The organism is Streptococcus parasanguinis, from assembly GCF_047465465.1.
Taxonomy (GTDB): Bacteria; Bacillota; Bacilli; order Lactobacillales; family Streptococcaceae; genus Streptococcus; species Streptococcus parasanguinis_AI.
The window spans coordinates 80,273-98,407 of the sequence record NZ_JASGZU010000001.1; the positions used below are offsets into that span (position 1 = coordinate 80,273).

17 protein-coding genes are annotated in these 18,135 nt (G+C 43.1%); 14 read left to right on the top strand and 3 right to left on the bottom strand.

Annotated features, from left to right (window positions below; all coding sequences use genetic code 11):
• Window positions 1-3: 3 nt before the first annotated feature.
• On the bottom strand, window positions 4-525 hold the full coding sequence (locus QM351_RS00485) for a DUF2975 domain-containing protein (protein WP_004219979.1): 522 nt from the start codon (window positions 523-525) through the stop codon (window positions 4-6).
• A gap of 248 nt (window positions 526-773) precedes the next feature.
• On the opposite strand from QM351_RS00485, the gene QM351_RS00490 reads away from it, so the two are divergent.
• From QM351_RS00490 to QM351_RS00500, 3 genes are all read left to right on the top strand, one after another.
• Window positions 774-2,036: a DUF6287 domain-containing protein gene (locus tag QM351_RS00490; RefSeq protein WP_414326089.1), complete on the top strand. Its 1,263-nt coding sequence runs from the start codon at window positions 774-776 to the stop codon at window positions 2,034-2,036.
• A gap of 194 nt (window positions 2,037-2,230) precedes the next feature.
• Window positions 2,231-3,166 carry a metal ABC transporter solute-binding protein, Zn/Mn family gene (locus tag QM351_RS00495; protein ID WP_414326091.1) on the top strand — a complete coding sequence of 312 codons (936 nt, stop codon included), beginning with the start codon at window positions 2,231-2,233 and terminating at the stop codon, window positions 3,164-3,166.
• Between the two features lie 7 nt (window positions 3,167-3,173).
• Entirely contained in the window at window positions 3,174-6,410 is a 3,237-nt protein-coding gene (locus QM351_RS00500; RefSeq protein WP_414326093.1) for a pneumococcal-type histidine triad protein, read from the top strand.
• Between the two features lie 239 nt (window positions 6,411-6,649).
• Here the strand turns inward: QM351_RS00500 and QM351_RS00505 are convergent, their stop codons facing one another.
• Window positions 6,650-7,834 (bottom strand): DUF2974 domain-containing protein, encoded by a 1,185-nt coding sequence (locus QM351_RS00505; RefSeq protein ID WP_414326095.1) that lies wholly within the window; start codon window positions 7,832-7,834, stop codon window positions 6,650-6,652.
• A 169-nt stretch (window positions 7,835-8,003) separates the two neighbouring features.
• Between QM351_RS00505 and QM351_RS00510 the strand changes: the two genes are divergently transcribed.
• The 8 genes from QM351_RS00510 (at window position 8,004) to QM351_RS00545 (ending at window position 16,079) form a co-directional block, all read left to right on the top strand.
• Window positions 8,004-8,681, top strand: a complete 678-nt coding sequence (locus QM351_RS00510; RefSeq protein WP_414326097.1) for a response regulator transcription factor — start codon at window positions 8,004-8,006, stop codon at window positions 8,679-8,681.
• Window positions 8,674-9,648, top strand: coding sequence for a sensor histidine kinase (locus tag QM351_RS00515; RefSeq protein ID WP_414326099.1), 975 nt, complete (start codon window positions 8,674-8,676; stop codon window positions 9,646-9,648). Before QM351_RS00510 ends, QM351_RS00515 begins: the two co-directional genes overlap by 8 nt.
• A gap of 15 nt (window positions 9,649-9,663) precedes the next feature.
• Window positions 9,664-11,289 (top strand): hypothetical protein, encoded by a 1,626-nt coding sequence (locus QM351_RS00520; RefSeq protein ID WP_070450363.1) that lies wholly within the window; start codon window positions 9,664-9,666, stop codon window positions 11,287-11,289.
• Window positions 11,290-11,297: 8 nt separating this feature from the next.
• On the top strand, window positions 11,298-11,984 hold the full coding sequence (locus tag QM351_RS00525) for a hypothetical protein (RefSeq protein WP_049505920.1): 687 nt from the start codon (window positions 11,298-11,300) through the stop codon (window positions 11,982-11,984).
• A 4-nt stretch (window positions 11,985-11,988) separates the two neighbouring features.
• Window positions 11,989-13,077, top strand: coding sequence for an AAA family ATPase (locus QM351_RS00530; RefSeq protein ID WP_414326102.1), 1,089 nt, complete (start codon window positions 11,989-11,991; stop codon window positions 13,075-13,077).
• A 113-nt stretch (window positions 13,078-13,190) separates the two neighbouring features.
• The gene (locus tag QM351_RS00535) at window positions 13,191-13,319 is read left to right on the top strand and encodes a hypothetical protein (protein ID WP_414326104.1); all 129 of its coding nucleotides are present in this window, start codon (window positions 13,191-13,193) and stop codon (window positions 13,317-13,319) included.
• Between the two features lie 15 nt (window positions 13,320-13,334).
• Window positions 13,335-14,093 carry an ABC transporter ATP-binding protein gene (locus QM351_RS00540; protein ID WP_414326106.1) on the top strand — a complete coding sequence of 253 codons (759 nt, stop codon included), beginning with the start codon at window positions 13,335-13,337 and terminating at the stop codon, window positions 14,091-14,093.
• Entirely contained in the window at window positions 14,094-16,079 is a 1,986-nt protein-coding gene (locus QM351_RS00545) for an FtsX-like permease family protein (RefSeq protein WP_414326108.1), read from the top strand.
• A gap of 367 nt (window positions 16,080-16,446) precedes the next feature.
• Here QM351_RS00545 and QM351_RS00550 read toward each other — a convergent pair whose 3' ends face one another.
• Window positions 16,447-16,710, bottom strand: a complete 264-nt coding sequence (locus QM351_RS00550; protein WP_006596747.1) for a SemiSWEET family transporter — start codon at window positions 16,708-16,710, stop codon at window positions 16,447-16,449.
• A gap of 289 nt (window positions 16,711-16,999) precedes the next feature.
• Here QM351_RS00550 and QM351_RS00555 point away from each other — a divergent pair, with 289 nt between their 5' ends.
• The 3 genes from QM351_RS00555 to QM351_RS00565 all read left to right on the top strand — a co-directional run bounded on the left by QM351_RS00555 (window position 17,000) and on the right by QM351_RS00565 (window position 18,108).
• Window positions 17,000-17,257 carry a SemiSWEET family transporter gene (locus tag QM351_RS00555; RefSeq protein WP_003006102.1) on the top strand — a complete coding sequence of 86 codons (258 nt, stop codon included), beginning with the start codon at window positions 17,000-17,002 and terminating at the stop codon, window positions 17,255-17,257.
• 107 nt (window positions 17,258-17,364) lie between these two features.
• The gene (locus tag QM351_RS00560) at window positions 17,365-17,742 is read left to right on the top strand and encodes a YbgA family protein (RefSeq protein ID WP_414326110.1); all 378 of its coding nucleotides are present in this window, start codon (window positions 17,365-17,367) and stop codon (window positions 17,740-17,742) included.
• Window positions 17,743-18,108 carry a TIGR02328 family protein gene (locus QM351_RS00565; protein WP_414326112.1) on the top strand — a complete coding sequence of 122 codons (366 nt, stop codon included), beginning with the start codon at window positions 17,743-17,745 and terminating at the stop codon, window positions 18,106-18,108. It begins immediately after the preceding gene.
• Window positions 18,109-18,135 lie beyond the last annotated feature (27 nt).

The following is an 18,135-nucleotide window of genomic DNA, read 5'->3' on the forward strand; positions in this document are numbered from 1 at the left end:
TCCTTAAATGGTTAGCTCATTTTCTTCAGCAATCTCAATACCTCTCTCCAGAATCTTGCCAGAGACCCAGACGATTGGAACGGCAAGGAGAAGCCCTGTGTTAAAGGTAAATTGGAAAGTAAAGGGAAGGAGATAAGCATTTCCACTGGTTTCAAGTGTGCCAGACATAAAGGACAAGACCAAGAGAATCTTCCAAGCTCGGTTGCAAAGATCAATGTTGGAGTGAGAAAAGATCTTTTCTTGGTAGAGATTTTGGAGGAAGCTGCGAATGGTGATGAGAAGGTAAATATAGATAGCGCTTGAGGCTAGTGGGAAGAGCAGCTGCCAGAGAGGTTGTGGATGTTTGGGAAAGAGCTGGATGCCATTCGCATCAAAGGACAAGCGACCTGATTGAATGAGATCTTTGAAAAGGCCCATGCGGGAAAGCAGATGGACGACCAATGCAGCCACGGTCATAAAGCCACAGAAGTAAATGAAAGCCGTTAAGACTTCAATGACATTTTTTAAGGTTTTTGAGTTTTTCATCGCAAGCCTCCTTGAAGTTTATTTATTTTTCACTTATAGTATACTCCTTATAAAAAATTAGTCAATAAAAAAGTATCGAAAAACGATAAAAAAATAATGATAAACAAAATATTATTTTTGAGAAACAGGTATTTTCTACTCAAACTAGTCAGTTCAAACCTGGGAAACCACTACATAGAGGGGAATTTTACTATACTTTCGATTTAGGGTATACTAGTGTAAAGATCTTATTCCATGGAGGTAGTAAAATGAATCTTAAGTGGAAGAAAAAATACCTGGGGCCGATTTTGGGGCTGGTCGGAGCAGTTGTTCTGATCGGTGGAGTCTATCTCTACTCTAGCTCCAACATCCAACCAGACCATCAAAAGGAATTTAAGCAGACCAGCAAGAAGGTCACCAAGCCAAAGGAAAAAGCTATTGACTTGAGTGGTGACTATGTCTCAAATGAACGGGATGAAGCCAAAATCGAGAAAAAAGGCAAGGCCTGGAAGATCGATTACCAAACAGCTGACGGCAAGGTATCTGCTGAATTTAGCACGGATTGGAAGGTCGAAGGGTCTAACAAAGTTTCGACAGGCAAGATGAAAAAGTCCGATGGCAATACAGACTTTACAGTCACTGTTCGTGTTTTCAAATACAAGACAGATAAGAAGCCTTTGATAACGGTCACCATGTCTGACAAAAATCCCGACCACGAGATGGTCTTTGCCAATCGGGAGGATTTTTTCAAATCGACAGATCCAAATGATATCGTCCTTGATGGCAATCTCTCACCGTTTGAAGGTGCTTATTCCAATGATACCTATGAAAAGGAAATTGCAGATTCAGGTTTTAAACTTTATGGCTATACTCCAGAAGAGTATTACCAAAACAAGACCAATGCCTTTCCAAGTATTGTAAATGGGGAGACTGGCTGGACTTTCTGGAGTGGAGGCACTCGGGCAAGTTACTTGTTCAATAAAGAAAAAGAGCCCAAGAAGCGAAAAGGCTATTATGAAGTTTATTTCACAGGGGCAAATGGGACTGCGATCCAAGGGCAAGAGCAAACCTTGTACTTAATCCCAGCGGGTGTGACAGGTCCTGATGGAGTAGCTTCCCAAGAACGTCGGATTCTCTTTGGTGACGTGGCCTACCGTGATTACCATCTAGAGTGGTGGAAAGCCTACCCGCAACCGAAAAAAGAGAAAGACTTGGATATTGCGGCCATTAACGGAGGCGACTTCTCAAGCTTAGCTGGAACCTGGCGCAATGGCAAAGGGGCTGAAATCGTCATCCAAGCAGACGGAAAAGTTAAGGGTCAAGGTAGCCTCAAGGCTGTTGCGGATTCGGATAAGAAGAGCAAGATCCCTTATGTTGAGATGAAGATGGGTGAGACTGGTGCTGCGATTGGACTGCTGAAAATTGGTTTCCAAAATCCAGATGGAGACCAGTCTGATACCAGCAAGCCACGTCTAGTGGTCACTCAATCTGCAGGCAACTACCCGGCTGATCAATATTTCTACCGTCAATAAAAAGTTTGAGACAGCTTTGTCTCAAACTTTTTTACTGTCTAAAAGGCAGCTATCTATTTGCAGAATGCTAGTTCCTAACATTAAAAGGAAAAAAATGTAAAAAAGGCTTGACAAAGCAAATGATTCGCAGTATTATTAACTAGTTAATTAACCGATTAATAAACTGGTTAATAAAAATGAAAAAGAGGTGAAGGATGAATTGGAGAAGAATGAAGGTTCTGGGACTCTTGTTTCTCGGTTTCTTTCTGCTGACAGCTTGTGGAAGTCAAGGAAATGCGGGCAAGCCGCCTTCTAAAAAAGGTCTTAAAATTGTCACGAGTTTTTATCCTATCTATGCCCTGGTCAAGGAAATCTCTGGCGATCAAAATGACATCTGGATGGTTCAGTCAGGTGCAGGGATCCATGATTATGAACCCTCAACCAAGGAAGTGGCCCAGATTTATGATGCGGATGTATTTGTCTATCATTCTCAGACCCTGGAATCTTGGGCCGGTCGCTTAGATCCCAATCTTCAAGGTTCCAAGTTGCGAGTGATCGAAGGCAGCCAAGGAATGACCCTTGATAAGGTGGCTGGATTAGAGGATGTCGAAGCTGGTCAGGGAAAAGAAGCCAAGCATTTATATGATCCGCATACTTGGTTGGATCCTGTAAAAATCGCAGAGGAAGGAAAGATCATTGCCCAGCGCTTGGGAGAGATCGATCCAAAGAACAAGGAGCGCTATCAGGCCAATGCTCAAAAGCTTGAAAAGCGCTGTGAGGACCTGGTAGCCCACTACCAGCCTCTCTTTGACAAGGCCAAACAAAAGACTTTTGTGACCCAGCATACGGCCTTTTCTTATCTGGCCAAACGCTTTGGTCTCAAGCAGTTAGGGATTGCTGGGATTTCCCCAGAGCAAGAACCGACCGCTCGGCAATTGGCCGAGATCCAGCAGTTTGTCAAAGACTACAAGGTGAAAACGATCTTTGTGGAAAAGCACACGTCGTCAAAGGTGGCAGATAGTATCGCCAAGGCAACAGGGGCGCGTGTTAAGGTTCTGGATCCACTGGAAGCTGATCCACAAAATGATAAGGATCTATTAGAAAATTTAGAAGAAAATATGGCGACTTTAGCCAAGGAATTAGAGGAGTAAATCAAGAATGAAGAAAAAGGGAACGATTGGAATTGTAGCGACTTTGGGGCTAGGACTCTGTGCCTATGCGCTCAGTCAGCAACCACAAGTCAAGGAAGAGAAAAAGAATCAGATTCAGTATTTGCAAGCGGACAAGAAATCGTCATCGTCTGCCTCCAGTAAAAAGGAAGACAGCATCGAAGCGGTCAATGCCAAGGAAAAGACCCAGGCAGAGCAGATTGTCATTAAGATTACAGATGAAGGCTTTGTCACTTCTCATGGGGATCATTTTCATTACTACAGTGGCAAGGTTCCATTTGATGCCATCTTTAGTGAAGAGTTGATTTTGCGGGATCCAACTTACCAGCTGCAAGAAGCGGATATCGTGAGCAAGGTCAAGGATGGCTATATTATCAAACGCGCTGGGAAATACTATCTCTACTTAAAGGATGCCCAACATACAGTCAATGTGCGCTCGATCGAAGAGATCGCTCAACAGCAAAAGGGAGGCGCAAAAGAAGAAGGGGAGACGGGATCGGTGCAAGCGAGCTCCTCGCACAAGGCAGGCAAGACCCGTGATTTCCGTCAACCGAGTCAAGCGCTGAAAGAAGGAAAGACTCTTGAGATGCTGACGGCTAAGAACCATACAGGTGGTGGCTACCGTACGGACGATGGTTATGTCTTTAGCCCTGGAGATGTCATTTCAGATACAGGGGACGGCTTTATTGTACCCCATGGCGGCCATTTCCATTATATTCCAAAGAGTGCCTTATCTGCTGGAGAGTTAGCAGCAGCCCTCTCTGTCTTAGGTGGTCAAGCTGGCCATCAGGCTGGAAACTCACGCCTAGCTGGAGCAAGTACAGAACAAGGGCAAGGAACTCCAGATCAAGCCTCTCCAAGCATAGGGAAACAAGAGAGCAACCAGCCGTCAGCCGGTCCAACCAATACACAGACAACCCCAACGACGTCTAAACCGACTGCCTCCAAACCGAGTCCAACCCTGACCAACTTGATCGAAGAATTGCAGAAAGCCCCGTTGTCTTCTCGTCATGTGGAGTCTGATGGTTCTGTCTTTGATCCAAGTAAGATTACCAAGTGGACCGATCAAGGGATTGTCTACCCTCATGGGGATCATTTCCACTTTATCCCTTACAGCTCCCTATCGCCTTTAGAGCGTGAGTTGGCACGGCAATTCCAATTGCTTCGTGCTCAAGGATCTAGTAGTCCAACAGAAGTAAGTCCAAGGTTGCCTTCAAATCCAAGCACAAAACCAATTGACCATGAGCATGATCATGAGCATGGCGACAGTCACGATCACAATGAGGAGCACGATCATGGCTTCCACGCAGACAAGGTCATCAGCAAGGACGAGGAAGGTTATATGGTCGCTCATGGCAATCATGCCCATTATTTCTATAAAAAAGACCTCTCTCCTCAAGAGATTGCAGCAGCGGAGGCAACTCTAGCTGGCAAGAAAGAAGAGGACAAGGGACAGCCCCTGACAGATGATGTTGCGACCTATTCTCGTGATGCCTCAGATGAGGAAAAGATCCAGTACATCAGCAAGACCTATGGTGTCCCTCGCGAGGCCATTAAGATTTCCAATGGTTTCTTTGTCTTTAACAATCCAGACCAAGAATACGATCCGACCCACATCCATCCTTATGCTGTTCGGAAGGAACATGTCCGCATCCCACTTGAAACTGGCAATCCTGAACTAGACTTTATCAATGAACTCTATGCAACAGCCCTTCGTTCAGGGATTTCTCCTTATAGCCTCCAGATTGAAAATGGTCAGTTTGTCATCCCGCATGGCGATCACAACCACTACATCAAGGTGCGTTCAGCAGGACTAGCAGACTACTTAGCTCACCGTCTTCCAACCATCCAATCTCCTTACAAAAAAGGAGACTTGGACAAGAAAGTCGTAGAGAACAGGGTCAACCAGCTCTTAGCAGAAAGCCGCAGTCTCTATGCTTCTGATCCATTGCAACAAAGACGGATTGAGCTCATCTTGGGCCACTTCTTGGAAAATGTCAAGAGTTTCCCAAGTAACTCAACAGAGGGCTATCTAGCTAGTCTCAAACAGGTTGATGAGCAGTACATTCATGCGACCCAAGCGGTCAAACCAAAAGAAGAGACAGCCTTGGATCGTCGTTACCAAGAGTTGCTGGAACAAGTGCGCTTGCTAGACACAGAAGCCTTCCAATTGAAGAAGGAAGAGTTGGTCTCTCAACTGCAGGAAGCCTATGCTGCCAAGGACAGCAAGCGTCTAGAGCAGGAAGGGAAGTTATTAGAAGCTGTTCAGGAGATGCAGGATCGGACGGGTGTGACCTCGGTCGACTATCTCAAGTACTTCTATCAAAGCTTGAGCGATACGCGCTTGACACCAGAATTGCGCACCAAGGCGGCAGATCTAGCTTTGAAACTCTATCGGGCCCAAGCCTTTGAAGAAGCCTGGGATTCCAAGGCTCACTTCATGGAACTCTACCAAACCAAGCAGGCAATTGACCAGCTCTTCTCTCAAGAGAAAGGCCAAACCTATCCTATTGAAAAAACAGTTTTGGATCAAAAAGGAAGTCAGGCCCCATCTTATAACTTAGCGGTCTATGATTTCCTCAAGGGCTTATATGGAGAGTTGGACAAGGCGACAGAATCCCGTCAACGAACCAGCATCCTGACAGCCCTCTCAGAGCAAATCCAGTCGCTCTTGCCACAAGTCGAAGACCAGGCCAAACGAACTGCCTTTGAAGCAAGTTTGGCTCAGCTTGGAAATGAGACGGATCCAGACAAGGCTATTGCAAGTGGACAAGCTCTGTTACGCGAAATCAGTGACACCATTGAAAAGCAAAAACAAAAGCAAACAGAAGAGCCTCAGATTGGGGATGTCGCCCTTTATCAACAGCTCTATAACCAATTGATGGCGCTTCACCAACAATTGCAGGAAAAGGGGGCTAGTGATGCTGTATTTGATCGCTTAGAAGCTCTCTTTGACCAATTGGCTAATCCAAAGAGTGACAAGGCAGCCTTACTACAGGCTATCCAAGCCTTTCAGGCAGAGTTAGCAGCAATGCCATCTGCAACCGAAGTGACCAAACCAGCTACCACAACTGAAACGCCTGTAGCTACAGAAACTCCGGTAGAAAAAGCAGCAGTAGCTTCAGAAGGAAGCAAGCCTGTCACAACTGAGACAGAAACAGAGCCTGCAAGCCCAACTTCCATAGAAGAAGGCACGCCAGATGCTCCATCTTCTCAGGACCAATAGAAAATAGAAAAGAGGCTGGGACAAAAGTCCTAGCCTCTCGATTATTTTTGGATTGTCGAGCAAGACGCAGTGGTTGAGTGGGCTCTAATACGCTGATTTCATCAGCTTTTACAGCCCTACTCAACTGTGCGGAGGTGGGACGACGAAATCGAAATCTAACGAATTACCGATTTCTGTCCCACTCTCTTTTTGCGTTTTAGTGAATAGAAGAAGTTGTCTCTTTTTTCAGTTGTTGAGCCTCACTCCTTGTGTTCTAAGAGCAGTGGCGAGGAAAGCTCTACTGTTTTTTTTCGCTTGAAAAATGCGGCCATTTGAACCAGGATGCGGGGGACCGTCTGCCATTTTTTCCAAGCTTGAAAGCGGGTGTCGATGAGCTGCTTGGCCAAGCGTTCCAGCATTTCCCGCTCGGTTGGATCCAAATCCTGGGCATTTTGGAGGATTTCCTTGGCCTTGGCTAGCTGTTTGAGATCGGTTAGGTCATTGATGGAAGTGATGCCGGCATCCAGAAAAATGCCAAAAAAGGTGTCAAAAAACTTCTTACGCTCCTCTGCCGATGTTTCGCGAACCCATTGCTTCAAGGTCAGATCGGTCTGCTGGCTATCTGGACTGGTTTCTGAAACGGTCACAAAGCTGTAGTCCTTGATTTCCCAAGTGAAGGCGTCATGCTGGGCAAAGCCACCCAAGGCGCGACTCTTGACAATGGTCGTCGGTTCCGGCACTTCCAACATCATACCAACGATGGATCCCTGAGGGACAAAGCGACGAATGTATGGAGACGTGCGCTGGTAGCCTTCGGTTTCGATGATGGCCTTGTTGAGGCCAGGAGCATCGTAGCTGTAGATGGCGTCGACCCGTTCAAATAAGGAATCAGGTAGATACGAGCAGGCATAGGTTGCGAGATTTCCCCCTTTGGAGTGACCAGCCACCAAGAAACGTCCTTTTGGAAATTCCTTCATGACATGGTGCAGGTAGCTGGCTGCGCGTTTCTGAGCTGGTACATGGTCCATATAGGTCATGTGGAAATCTTCCTTCCAGCCGATCAAGGTATCATCAGTCCCTCTGAAAACGACCAAATACGCATCCAGACTAAGCCGATAGGTCATGGCCGCGAACTGTTTTTGCACATCGGGATCGTACTCATCGACATAGTTGAGGAGTTTGATGTTCTTAAAGCGCTTTGAAGTAGCCAAGCCATCGACTAATTGCAGGTGCTGGTTACTCACGATGAAATCGGTTGTCCGGTCGATCAGTTCCATCGCATCAGACAGGCGCACTGGAATCCCTGTTGTATCTCCTTGAGGCACAATATGTCCAAAGGGTAGATAGGTCAGCTCTGTCAATGCGAGAACATCCAGTTCATTGAAGGGACGGTCATATATAGAATCGTAGGTCACTTCTTTTAGGTAATCAAAAATCGTCGACATCTGTGCCTCCCGTGTCTTATTTCTTTCAGTATAGCACAAAAATGGATGTAGAAAAAGCGCCTCCCATCAAGAAAGTAGGCCCCAGCTTTTCTTTCCCTCTGAAACAGCCTTTTTCTCTGCTGTTTAATCTGTTATAATAGGAAGAAGAAAAAAAGAAGGAAAGAAAGCCATGCATAAAATTCTCTTAGTGGAAGACGATGAAATTATCCGCCAACAGGTCAAACAATTATTGGAACAATGGGGCTATGAAGTGGTCGCAGTAGAGGATTTTATGGATGTCCTCGGGATCTTTGTCGAAAGTGACCCCCACTTGATCCTCATGGATATTGGCCTGCCTCTCTACAATGGCTACCACTGGTGCCAAGAGATTCGCAAGGTTTCAAAGGTTCCGATCATGTTTCTTTCTTCACGGGATCAAGCCATGGATATTGTCATGGCCATCAATATGGGTGGAGACGACTTTGTCACCAAGCCCTTTGACCAAAATGTCCTCCTTGCCAAAGTCCAAGGCCTCTTGCGCCGCTCCTATGAGTTCGGGACGGATCAAAATCTGTTGGAGCATCGAGGAGCCATCCTCAATCTTAAGTCCATGGATTTAGTCTATGAAGGGGAAGTCATTAATCTGACCAAGAATGAATTTCAGATCCTGCGCGTCCTGTTTGAGCATGCGGGCAGTATCGTGGCGCGCGATGATATAATGAAAGAGCTCTGGAATAGCGACTTCTTTATTGATGACAATACCTTGTCTGTCAATGTGGCCCGCCTTCGAAAGAAATTAGAAGAGGTTGGCTTGTCAAACTTCATCGAAACCAAGAAAGGCATCGGTTATGGGTTAATCCATGAATAAATATGGGAACATCTTTTGGCAGTATGTGGTATCCCGCAGGCGCCTGCTCTATCTAGTAGTCATCTTTTTGATGGTCGATTTGGTTTTTGCCTTTCTCTTTCCAGAGACGGGGACGGTTTTCCTCTATGCGACTCTGATGCTAGGATTTTTTACACTCTGTATCTTGATCTGGGATTTCGCTATGACCTTTCAGGAGTACCGCAAAGCTTTGCTGTATGAGGAAATAGAGCTTGCCTCACCACTGGAACATCTCCTTTATGAAAAATATACAGAAGAACAGCAGGCGCGCCTGGAGCAAGGCAAAGTAGCCCAGGCCAAGTTCAATGACCTGATGGATTACTACACCCTCTGGGTTCACCAGATTAAGACGCCCATTGCAGCTAGCCAGCTCTTGGTCCAAGATGTCGAGACACCTATTGTCAAGCAGCAGATGGAGCAGGAGCTTTTCAAGATTGATTCCTATGCCAATCTGGTTCTGCAGTACCTGCGACTGGAGAGTTTTCATGACGATCTGGTCTTAAAGCGCGTGTCGCTAGAGGACTTGGTCAAAGAAGTGGTCCGCAAATATGCCCTCTTTTTTATCCAAAAGAACTTGGCAGTGAACCTGCATGATTTGGATGTCGCCGTCATTACCGATCGCAAGTGGCTTTTGGTGATCATCGAGCAACTCTTGTCCAATAGCCTCAAGTATACCAGTACAGGTGGAATTGAGATCTATTTCAAGGACCAGACCCTCTATTTAAAAGACAGCGGGATTGGAATCAAAAATAGCGATGTCCTCCGTGTCTTTGAGCGGGGCTTCTCCGGTTACAATGGCCACATGACCCAGCAATCCTCAGGGCTGGGGCTCTATCTGTCTAAGAAAATTGCAGAGCAATTGGGCCACAAGATTAGCCTCCACTCAGAGGTTGGGCAAGGCACAACCGTCGCTATTCGCTTTGAAGAGAAGAAGTTGGTCATGGATTAGGAAAAAGGGATTATTATGGAAAATAAAAATGAAATATTAGAGATTACTAATAATGAATTAGAATATGGCGATTTGATGGATTTACAAAGTAGTCTTCAAGTTGAGTTAAATGATATTTTAGATGAACTTTCTTCAATTGAGGAAGATAGAGAAAAATTACAAAATAACGAGTATCTTGAAGAGGCTATTCAAGATATCATTTGGGATCAAGTTCAAAATCAATTAGCAGTCCAAATTGGTGAAGAGTTTATTAAAGATAACAACGGACAAAAACTAGATTTACGAAAAGAAGCACATATACAAACTGCTGAAAATTTTGAAAAAGGAAACTTTGCAACTCATAATCGAGATGTTAATTATCAAGAAAGATATGACAAGTGGCAAGATAATTTTACTACTAATAAAAAAGGAGAAAGAGTTCTAAAAAAGGATGCGCGTAAATTTTTTGATAAGGGAAGAGATATGGGGTCCGCTGCTATTCATAAAGATCATACAGTTTCTATTAAAGAACAACTAAATGATATTGAAATGGCTACATTTTTCTCAAAAGAGCAAGTTAAAGAATTTGCCAATAGTTCTAAAAACTTGCATGATTTAGATGCATCTGCAAATATGTCCAAGGGTGATAAAACTATGAAAGAGTTTTTGAACTCTGAAAGGAATGGGTTGAAGCCGGAAGAACGTTTTAATATTGACAGAAAACAATTAGAAAAAGATGATCAGGAGGCTAGAGAGGAACTAAAAAATAGAAAAGCAGAGAATGAAAATATTGCAATACAATCCGGTAAAAAATCACGACGTAAAGAGGCTTTGAAAGTGACAGGGAAAGCTTTAAAAGCTGCTGTACTTCAATTGTTAACAGAATTTTTGAGGGAAATTGTTAAGAAGTTTATTTCTTGGTTAGGTGAAAAAGAGAAGAATTTCGGAACCTTCATTGCAAAAGTAAAGGAAGCAATTTCAAACTTTATGTCCAATCTTTCTCATCATGTTCTTGGTGTTGGGCAATCAATGGTTACCATGTTAGCAACTTCCATCATTGGGCCTGTAGTTGGAACATTTATGCAAGTTTGGACATTTATTCAGCAAGGTTGGCGATCTCTTACCGATGCGATTGACTATTTAAAAAATCCAGAAAATAAAAATAAAAGTACAAGTGTTAAAATGCTTGAGATAGGAAAAATTATTGTTGCAGGAGTAACAGCTGCTGGAGCGATCGTTTTAAGTAGTGCGATTGGAGCAACTTTGTTATCTATTTTTCCTCCACTTGGTGTAGAAATTCCATTGCTAGGAAGTTTGTCTGGCCTGATCGGTACATTTATGGGGGCAACAGTAGCTGGTATAGCCGGTGCATTTGTCTTGAAATTAATTGATCAAATGATTGTCGACAAGCAGATTGATGAATTAACAAATAAAAAAATTGATAAATACAATAATAAACTGATTGTACAAGACCAAATGAATGCGGTTGGAATGGCGCTTGTTCAAGTGGATAAAATGAAGTCTTTGAGTCAAATGGGGGATCGACATCAGCAAGCAGCAGAAATAATGCGGGATGAGCTTTCTTTCTTACTTGAAGAAAAAGAAAAAAATGACAATGAATTTACAGAAATCGACGCCTTGTTGGCAGAGTTAACAGATTAGGAGTTATTATGGAAAAGGAATTTGATTTACAAGTCAGTAATCATGATTTTAATGCAGCAAAAGAACAATTGAAAAAATTTGCTGAACAAGATGTAGAAGAGTTAAAGTTTGATAAAGTTCGTACACATGAAGACATCTTTGGCATAGAGTGGTCTGAGCACGGAGTGACTGGGAAAGAACTTAATTCATTGATTGAAAAACTTCAGAAATATTTTTCAAAGGTTTATGATCGTGATCAAAACTTAATTGAAGAATTTGGTGAAGTTTATAAAGCCTTAGAAGCATTGGATAAGGATTACATTCAGGCTATACTAACTTCTGTTTCTGCGATCAAAAAAACAAATGAAAAGATTTTAATAGAGCAAGAGCGAATTGATCAGACGATTGAGAAACAAAAAGCTACCTTAATCGCCTTAAAACAGTTTAAAGAAAGTGTGTCAAATCAATTATCTGAAATTGATTCTAGTCAACTTATCAGTCTTATTGAACAACTTGAGAGTAGGGTTGAGACATTGGAAAAACCTTCTAGTGATTTGAAGGATGAAAGCACAGAAATTAATCAGTTAAAGAATGAATTGGATGCTGTAAAAGGCCAAGTGAATATCCTATCGAATAAGCTAATAACTTCTTTCGCTTTGACAGGCATAGCTACCGGAGTTGCTGTTGTGACTTTGATCATTTTATTGATGAGGTAAGCAAATGAGCCGTTATCAGGATGAATTAATTGAACTAGCAAAAAAATTTGATATCCAGACAGATTCCAAAGGAAAATTTCTTGAACGAGTAATTATTTTACTAAATGATTACTCTGAAAAATTAGTCATTGATATTTTGCAATACTTAGTTATTGAAAAACAAGAGGGTTCTCAAAAGATCGCCACTCTAGCAAATCAATTGTCAGAAGCGCTTTTAAAATATGCAGGCTATGTAAGTCTAAAAGGTTATAAACAAAACAAAAATGAGCAAGTGACGGAAGAATGCTCTCTTGATGATTTAAAAAAAGAACTTGACCGATTAGTTGGTTTACAAAATGTCAAAGAAGAAGTTAATCATCTGATTTCCTATCAAAGAATACAAAAGATAAGGAAAGAAAAGGGACTGAAAATTCCCAATAGAACTTTGCATATGGCATTTACAGGTAACCCAGGAACAGGAAAAACAACAGTAGCTCGTATTGTTGGAAAAATGTATAAACAACTCGGTCTATTATCTAAAGGTCACTTTATTGAGGTTTCACGAACAGATTTAATTGCAGGATATCAGGGACAGACTGCTATGAAAGTCAAAAATGTGATTGAGAAAGCTAAGGGAGGAGTTCTTTTTATCGATGAGGCATATAGTATTACCGAAAATGAAAATTCAGATTCTTATGGTAGAGAATGCCTAACAGAATTAACGAAGGCCTTAGAAGATTACCGAGATGATTTAGTTGTGATTGTTGCGGGTTATACAAAGCCAATGGAACAGTTCTTTTCTTCAAATCCAGGGTTAAAATCTAGATTTAATTACTTTATTGAATTTGGAAATTATATACCAGATGAATTATTGAAAATATTAGAATTTCTGTGTCAAAAAGATGACTATAGATTAAGTGACAATCTGAAATTGAAATTGATCAATTATTTCGAAACAAGTATACTAAATGATGAGAAGAACTTTTCGAATGGAAGATTTGTTCGAAATATATATGAAAATCTCGTAATGAATCAATCTGTTAGATTAGATAAAGCAAAGATAAATGATATAGCAGTTTTGTCATTACTTAGATCGTGTGATTTTGAGGCATAGAATCTCCATCTTACAAAAATGTAAGAAATAAACGGTAAAATGAAAGGTTAGGTTATGGTAGCCGCCTTTTATTTTTTATACAATAGTCTCATCAAATGAAGGAGGTCAAGAAAATGAAACTCTTGAAATGGATGAAACAACCCAAAAAGATTAAGAAACCAAATGAGCAAACCGATCTGGAAAAGGCGGAATTTGGTCGCCAAGTCCTACAACAAACCCAAGAATTTTTCTTGATCTACTAGTAAAAGGAGAAAAATATGTCATTACTAGACGTTCAACACATCAAAAAGATCTACAAAACCCGCTTCCAAGGAACCCAGGTCGAAGCCTTGAAAGACATTCACTTCACCGTGGAAAAAGGCGAATACGTCGCCATCATGGGAGAATCAGGATCCGGGAAATCGACCCTCCTCAATATCCTAGCCATGCTGGACCAGCCGACCGAAGGGAGGGTCTATCTCAACGGTACCGACACTTCAACCATCAAGAACAAGGATGCTTCGAGCTTCCGTCGGGAAAAACTAGGCTTTGTCTTTCAAGACTTCAACCTGCTGGATACCTTGTCTGTCAAGGACAATATCCTTCTCCCTCTGGTCCTCTCACGCAGATCCGTCAAGGAAATGATGAGTAAGGTCGATAGCGTCAGTCGGGAGTTGGGCATTCATCAACTGCTTGAAAAATACCCTTACGAAATCTCTGGTGGGCAAAAACAACGGGTGGCTGTAGCACGGGCCATCATCACCTCACCTGAAATTCTCCTTGCGGATGAGCCAACAGGGGCATTGGATTCCAAATCTTCGGCTGCGTTGCTCGATGTCTTTGAAGACATCAATACCATGGGCCAAACCATTCTCATGGTGACCCACTCAAGCGCAGCGGCAGCTCGGGCTAAGCGCGTGCTCTTTATCAAGGACGGAATTCTCTACAACCAGATCTTCCGCGGGGAAAAAACAGAGCGTCAGATGTTCCAAGAAATATCAGATACTCTGACAGTCATGGCAAGCGAGGTGGGGTAGATGTTTCGATTAACCACTAAATTAGCTTGCTCCAATTTGATCAAGAACCGCAAGCTCTATTATCCCTTTGCGATTGCAGTCATTCTCGCAGTGACCATCGCCTACCTCTTTGACTCCCTGACCTTTAATCCCCACATTAAAGAGCTTCGAGGGGGATCTCCCATGCTCTTCACCCTAGGCTTGGGACTGTTTGTGGTCAATGCTGCTGGAGCTATCATCGTGCTCTATGCCAATAGCTTTGTCATGAAAAACCGCTCCAAGGAGCTGGGAATCTACAGCATGCTGGGCCTTGAAAAGCGGCATCTCATCAGCATGATTTTCAAAGAACTCTTTATTTTTGGTTTTGTGACTATCTCAAGCGGTGTCTTGATCGGAGCCCTCTTTGACAAGCTGATCTTTGCCTTTCTCTTGAAACTGATGAAGATGAAGGTCCAGCTGGTATCTACCTTCCAACCTGGAATTGTGATTGCAGTCTTTGTTACCTTTGGTCTCATCTTTGCCCTCTTGGTCCTTCTCAATGCTTGGCGCATTCTCCGTTTGAATGCCCTGCAGTTGACGCGTGAGAAAGTTAGTGGTGAAAAGAAAGCCCGCTTCTTGTGGCCCCAAACCATCATTGGCTTAGCCTCTCTCGGTTTTGGCTACTACCTGGCTTTGTCAGTCAAAGACCCCATGTCTGCGATTTTGATCTTCTTTCTAGCCGTTGTCTTGGTTATGATCGGGACCTACTTACTCTTTAATGCTGGGATCACCGTCTTCTTGCACCTGCTTAAGAAAAAGAAGGGCTATTATTACCAACCCAACAACATGATCTCGGTCTCTAACCTCATTTATCGCATGAAGAAAAATGCAGTGGGCCTTGCGACCATTGCCATCCTCTCGACCATGGTGCTGGTGACGATCTCTGCTGCCACCAACATCTATGTCGGTGGCGAAATGATCAAGAAAATCATGAATCCACATGATTTCTCCATTCAAGGAAAAGGGGTGGACCTGGAGCAAATCAACCAGAAGTTTGATGAATTTGCTTCTGAGCATCATCTTGAGATCAAAAATCGTGACCTGGTGAACTATGCCACCTTTGGGGTCGAATCACAAAAGGGCACAGACTTCACGGTCTATCCTGATGATGAACGCGATGTCAGACCGAGAACAGTCTTTCTGGTCTTTGATGCAGCTAGCTATGAGCAAATGACCGGAGAACACGTTGATCTGGCCGGCAACCAAGTCGTTCTCTTTGCCCATAACCAGGCTCTGACAGGGCAGAAACAGTTCACCATCAATGGGCAAGACTTCCAAGTCAAGGAAGAAGTGACCAAGGATTTTATCACTGATCATGTCCCAAACATGTTTAACATGCTGACGGAGGATTTCAATTACCTGATCGTACCTGACCTTTCAGCCTTTGTTGCCAAGTTTCCGAACCTTGCTGTCGTTACCCAAATCTATGGTGGTTTCAATGTCAATGTTGACGAAGACCAGCAACTTAAGCTGGCAGCTAGCTATGACAAGATGATCGATGAATTGAGCAGCCAACAGGGCCAAGGAACATTTGTCTATGGAGGCAATCGAGCATATAATGTGAGAGAAATGAATAGCCTCTTTGGTGGCATCTTCTTTATCGGTATTTTCTTGTCATTGATCTTTATGGTCGGAACAGTCATCGTTATCTACTACAAGCAAATTTCAGAAGGCTATGAAGACCGTGACCGCTTTGTCATCCTCCAACAGGTGGGACTTGATGAAGATGAGGTCAAACGGACCATCAACCGTCAAGTGCGGACCGTCTTCTTCCTTCCCCTCATCTTTGCCTTTGTCCACCTGGCCTTTGCCTACCATATGATCCGCCTGATCCTCAAAGCCCTTGGCGTGATTAATAGTGGCCAAGTCCTCGTCGTCACCCTCAGTGTCTGTGCTGTCTTTCTTATCACCTACCTGATCGTCTTTTGGATCACCTCTCGGAGTTATCGTAAGATTGTGCAGATTTAGGAAAAGAAACTCAAATTAAATTAGAAACTTTCCTTAGGTGAGTACGGACGTCAGCGAACTTCGAAGAAGTTCCATGACTAATTATTGAGCCTAAGGTCTCAATAATTCCGAGTGCCTGAAACATAATTTTTTCAGGCACTTTTCTCACAGCGGAAAGTTTCAATATACTCTAATAATAATCAGATATTATTTGGATATTTTTGCACAATAATCCAGCATAGGTTATTCAAAGAAAAGAATTGTCAATTTTTTTAGCTTGCTCATAGCGGGCTTTTTTGTACGAAAACCGACTGCGATTGTTTTTGTTTTTCAAAGGGATACACAAAAAAGACTGAACCCGTAGAGTTCAGTCTTTGTTCACTTTCTATTAAAGTGATGTAAGGAAAGTCAATCCCCCTAGGATGACACCTGCCGAATTCGGAATGATCAAAATCCAGTCTTTTTTAGGTTCCTTTGTCCAACCATAAATGACCCAGATCAAGCAAGAAATAGCAGCTGACAAGGGTTGGAAAGGTTGGGCCTTATTTCCCTGTAAATTAGCAATAATTTGTGGGATGTAGGCAATGAAAACGATAATCCCAATAAAGGCACCGATCGAGCCAACGATTTTGTTGATTTTTTGTTTATTCATAAAATTTTACCTCTGTGTATTAAAATAGCATAAGTAGGAAGAAAATGCAATTAATTTGCATGCTACGCAAAATGAAAACGATCACATTTGCAAAAGAATTAGACAAAGTGTCAAAAAAATGGCAACTAGAGAGAAGACTCTCTCGAAAAGAAATCCATCTTCCTGCAAAATCACAAGATTGTGACACTTTACAGTTCGGTAACATTTGAAAAAAAGACTTGAATTTGTAAAGGACAAAAGGTAGAATAGTGCATACTTTAAAAAAAGAAAAGGAAATGGTAGTTTCAAAATGAATGAAAAACAAATGAAAATTCTTGGTTGGGTTGCGACCTTTATGTCTGTTATGATGTATGTGTCTTACTTCCCACAAATCATGGATAACCTCGCAGGTCACAAAGGGAACTTTGTTCAACCCCTTGTCGCAGCCATCAACTGTAGCCTTTGGGTTTACTACGGACTCTTCAAAAAAGAACGCGATATTCCACTTGCTGCAGCCAATGCACCAGGGATCATCTTTGGTTTGATCACAGCCATCACAGCCTTGTAATTAATTAAAAAAGCTGGACAAAAGTCTGGCTTCTTTTTTTATGACTTCACTCATTTCCATGGTATAATGGGAGGACTATTCATAGAGAAGATCAAAAGGAGACACGAGTGGATCAAAAACATCACTGTCAGGTCCTATGGGCGAAAAATAAATACCTGGTGCTCAGTCGTTCGAGTAATATCTACAAGGAAATCCGGGAGTACCTCAAGCAAGACCAGGTAGAGGTCAGCCACGTCGAGGACCTAATCCAGCAAGCGCTAGCCCTGCCGGAAAATCGTGGCCAAGTCTCCAATGCCTTTCAGCATATTTGGGGCTATTTCAAAAAGCAGGCGACTGCAGAGGAAAAGGCGGACTTTATGTTGCTACTTGAGAAGTACCAGCATGGCCAAGCTAGCCAAGAGGATCTGATCGAGGGGATCCAGATGCTCCTTGAGCGCTACCCTAATCACTACTTACAAGACTCGACGCTACTAGGAGGGCAATAGATGAGACTCTGGCACCAAGACTTGATTAGCAAACTCCCTCGTCCCCAGCTCCTGGGTCAACACCGGGAATGCTGCGCCCTTCGAGGCAATGGCTGGGGCAAGAAGCACGCGACGGTCAACTATGTCTTTGACTACTCGCCCTATCGCCTCTATGCCTATCACCGCCTGATCATGAAGGAGATGACGGCTCGTGGCTACAAGGTCAGCCCAGAGTGGTGGGAGCCGACCTACCGAGGCAAGACCTGCCCAGCCTATCCAGAGCTGGAAGAGGAAGCCTTGAACACCCCCATCTATCCCGAGCACAGGGATACTTACCTTCAAGAATGCCTGGACAATCTAGCAGAAAAAGGGATCCATTTAGACTAAGAAAAAACGAACCAGACCAGGTTCATT

Coding starts and splice junctions, on each gene's coding strand:
- QM351_RS00485 (WP_004219979.1), bottom strand. CDS start 525: ATGAAAAACTCAAAAACCTTAAAAAATGTCATTGAAGTCTTAACGGCT.
- QM351_RS00490 (WP_414326089.1), top strand. CDS start 774: ATGAATCTTAAGTGGAAGAAAAAATACCTGGGGCCGATTTTGGGGCTG.
- QM351_RS00495 (WP_414326091.1), top strand. CDS start 2,231: ATGAATTGGAGAAGAATGAAGGTTCTGGGACTCTTGTTTCTCGGTTTC.
- QM351_RS00500 (WP_414326093.1), top strand. CDS start 3,174: ATGAAGAAAAAGGGAACGATTGGAATTGTAGCGACTTTGGGGCTAGGA.
- QM351_RS00505 (WP_414326095.1), bottom strand. CDS start 7,834: ATGTCGACGATTTTTGATTACCTAAAAGAAGTGACCTACGATTCTATA.
- QM351_RS00510 (WP_414326097.1), top strand. CDS start 8,004: ATGCATAAAATTCTCTTAGTGGAAGACGATGAAATTATCCGCCAACAG.
- QM351_RS00515 (WP_414326099.1), top strand. CDS start 8,674: ATGAATAAATATGGGAACATCTTTTGGCAGTATGTGGTATCCCGCAGG.
- QM351_RS00520 (WP_070450363.1), top strand. CDS start 9,664: ATGGAAAATAAAAATGAAATATTAGAGATTACTAATAATGAATTAGAA.
- QM351_RS00525 (WP_049505920.1), top strand. CDS start 11,298: ATGGAAAAGGAATTTGATTTACAAGTCAGTAATCATGATTTTAATGCA.
- QM351_RS00530 (WP_414326102.1), top strand. CDS start 11,989: ATGAGCCGTTATCAGGATGAATTAATTGAACTAGCAAAAAAATTTGAT.
- QM351_RS00535 (WP_414326104.1), top strand. CDS start 13,191: ATGAAACTCTTGAAATGGATGAAACAACCCAAAAAGATTAAGAAACCA.
- QM351_RS00540 (WP_414326106.1), top strand. CDS start 13,335: ATGTCATTACTAGACGTTCAACACATCAAAAAGATCTACAAAACCCGC.
- QM351_RS00545 (WP_414326108.1), top strand. CDS start 14,094: ATGTTTCGATTAACCACTAAATTAGCTTGCTCCAATTTGATCAAGAAC.
- QM351_RS00550 (WP_006596747.1), bottom strand. CDS start 16,710: ATGAATAAACAAAAAATCAACAAAATCGTTGGCTCGATCGGTGCCTTT.
- QM351_RS00555 (WP_003006102.1), top strand. CDS start 17,000: ATGAATGAAAAACAAATGAAAATTCTTGGTTGGGTTGCGACCTTTATG.
- QM351_RS00565 (WP_414326112.1), top strand. CDS start 17,743: ATGAGACTCTGGCACCAAGACTTGATTAGCAAACTCCCTCGTCCCCAG.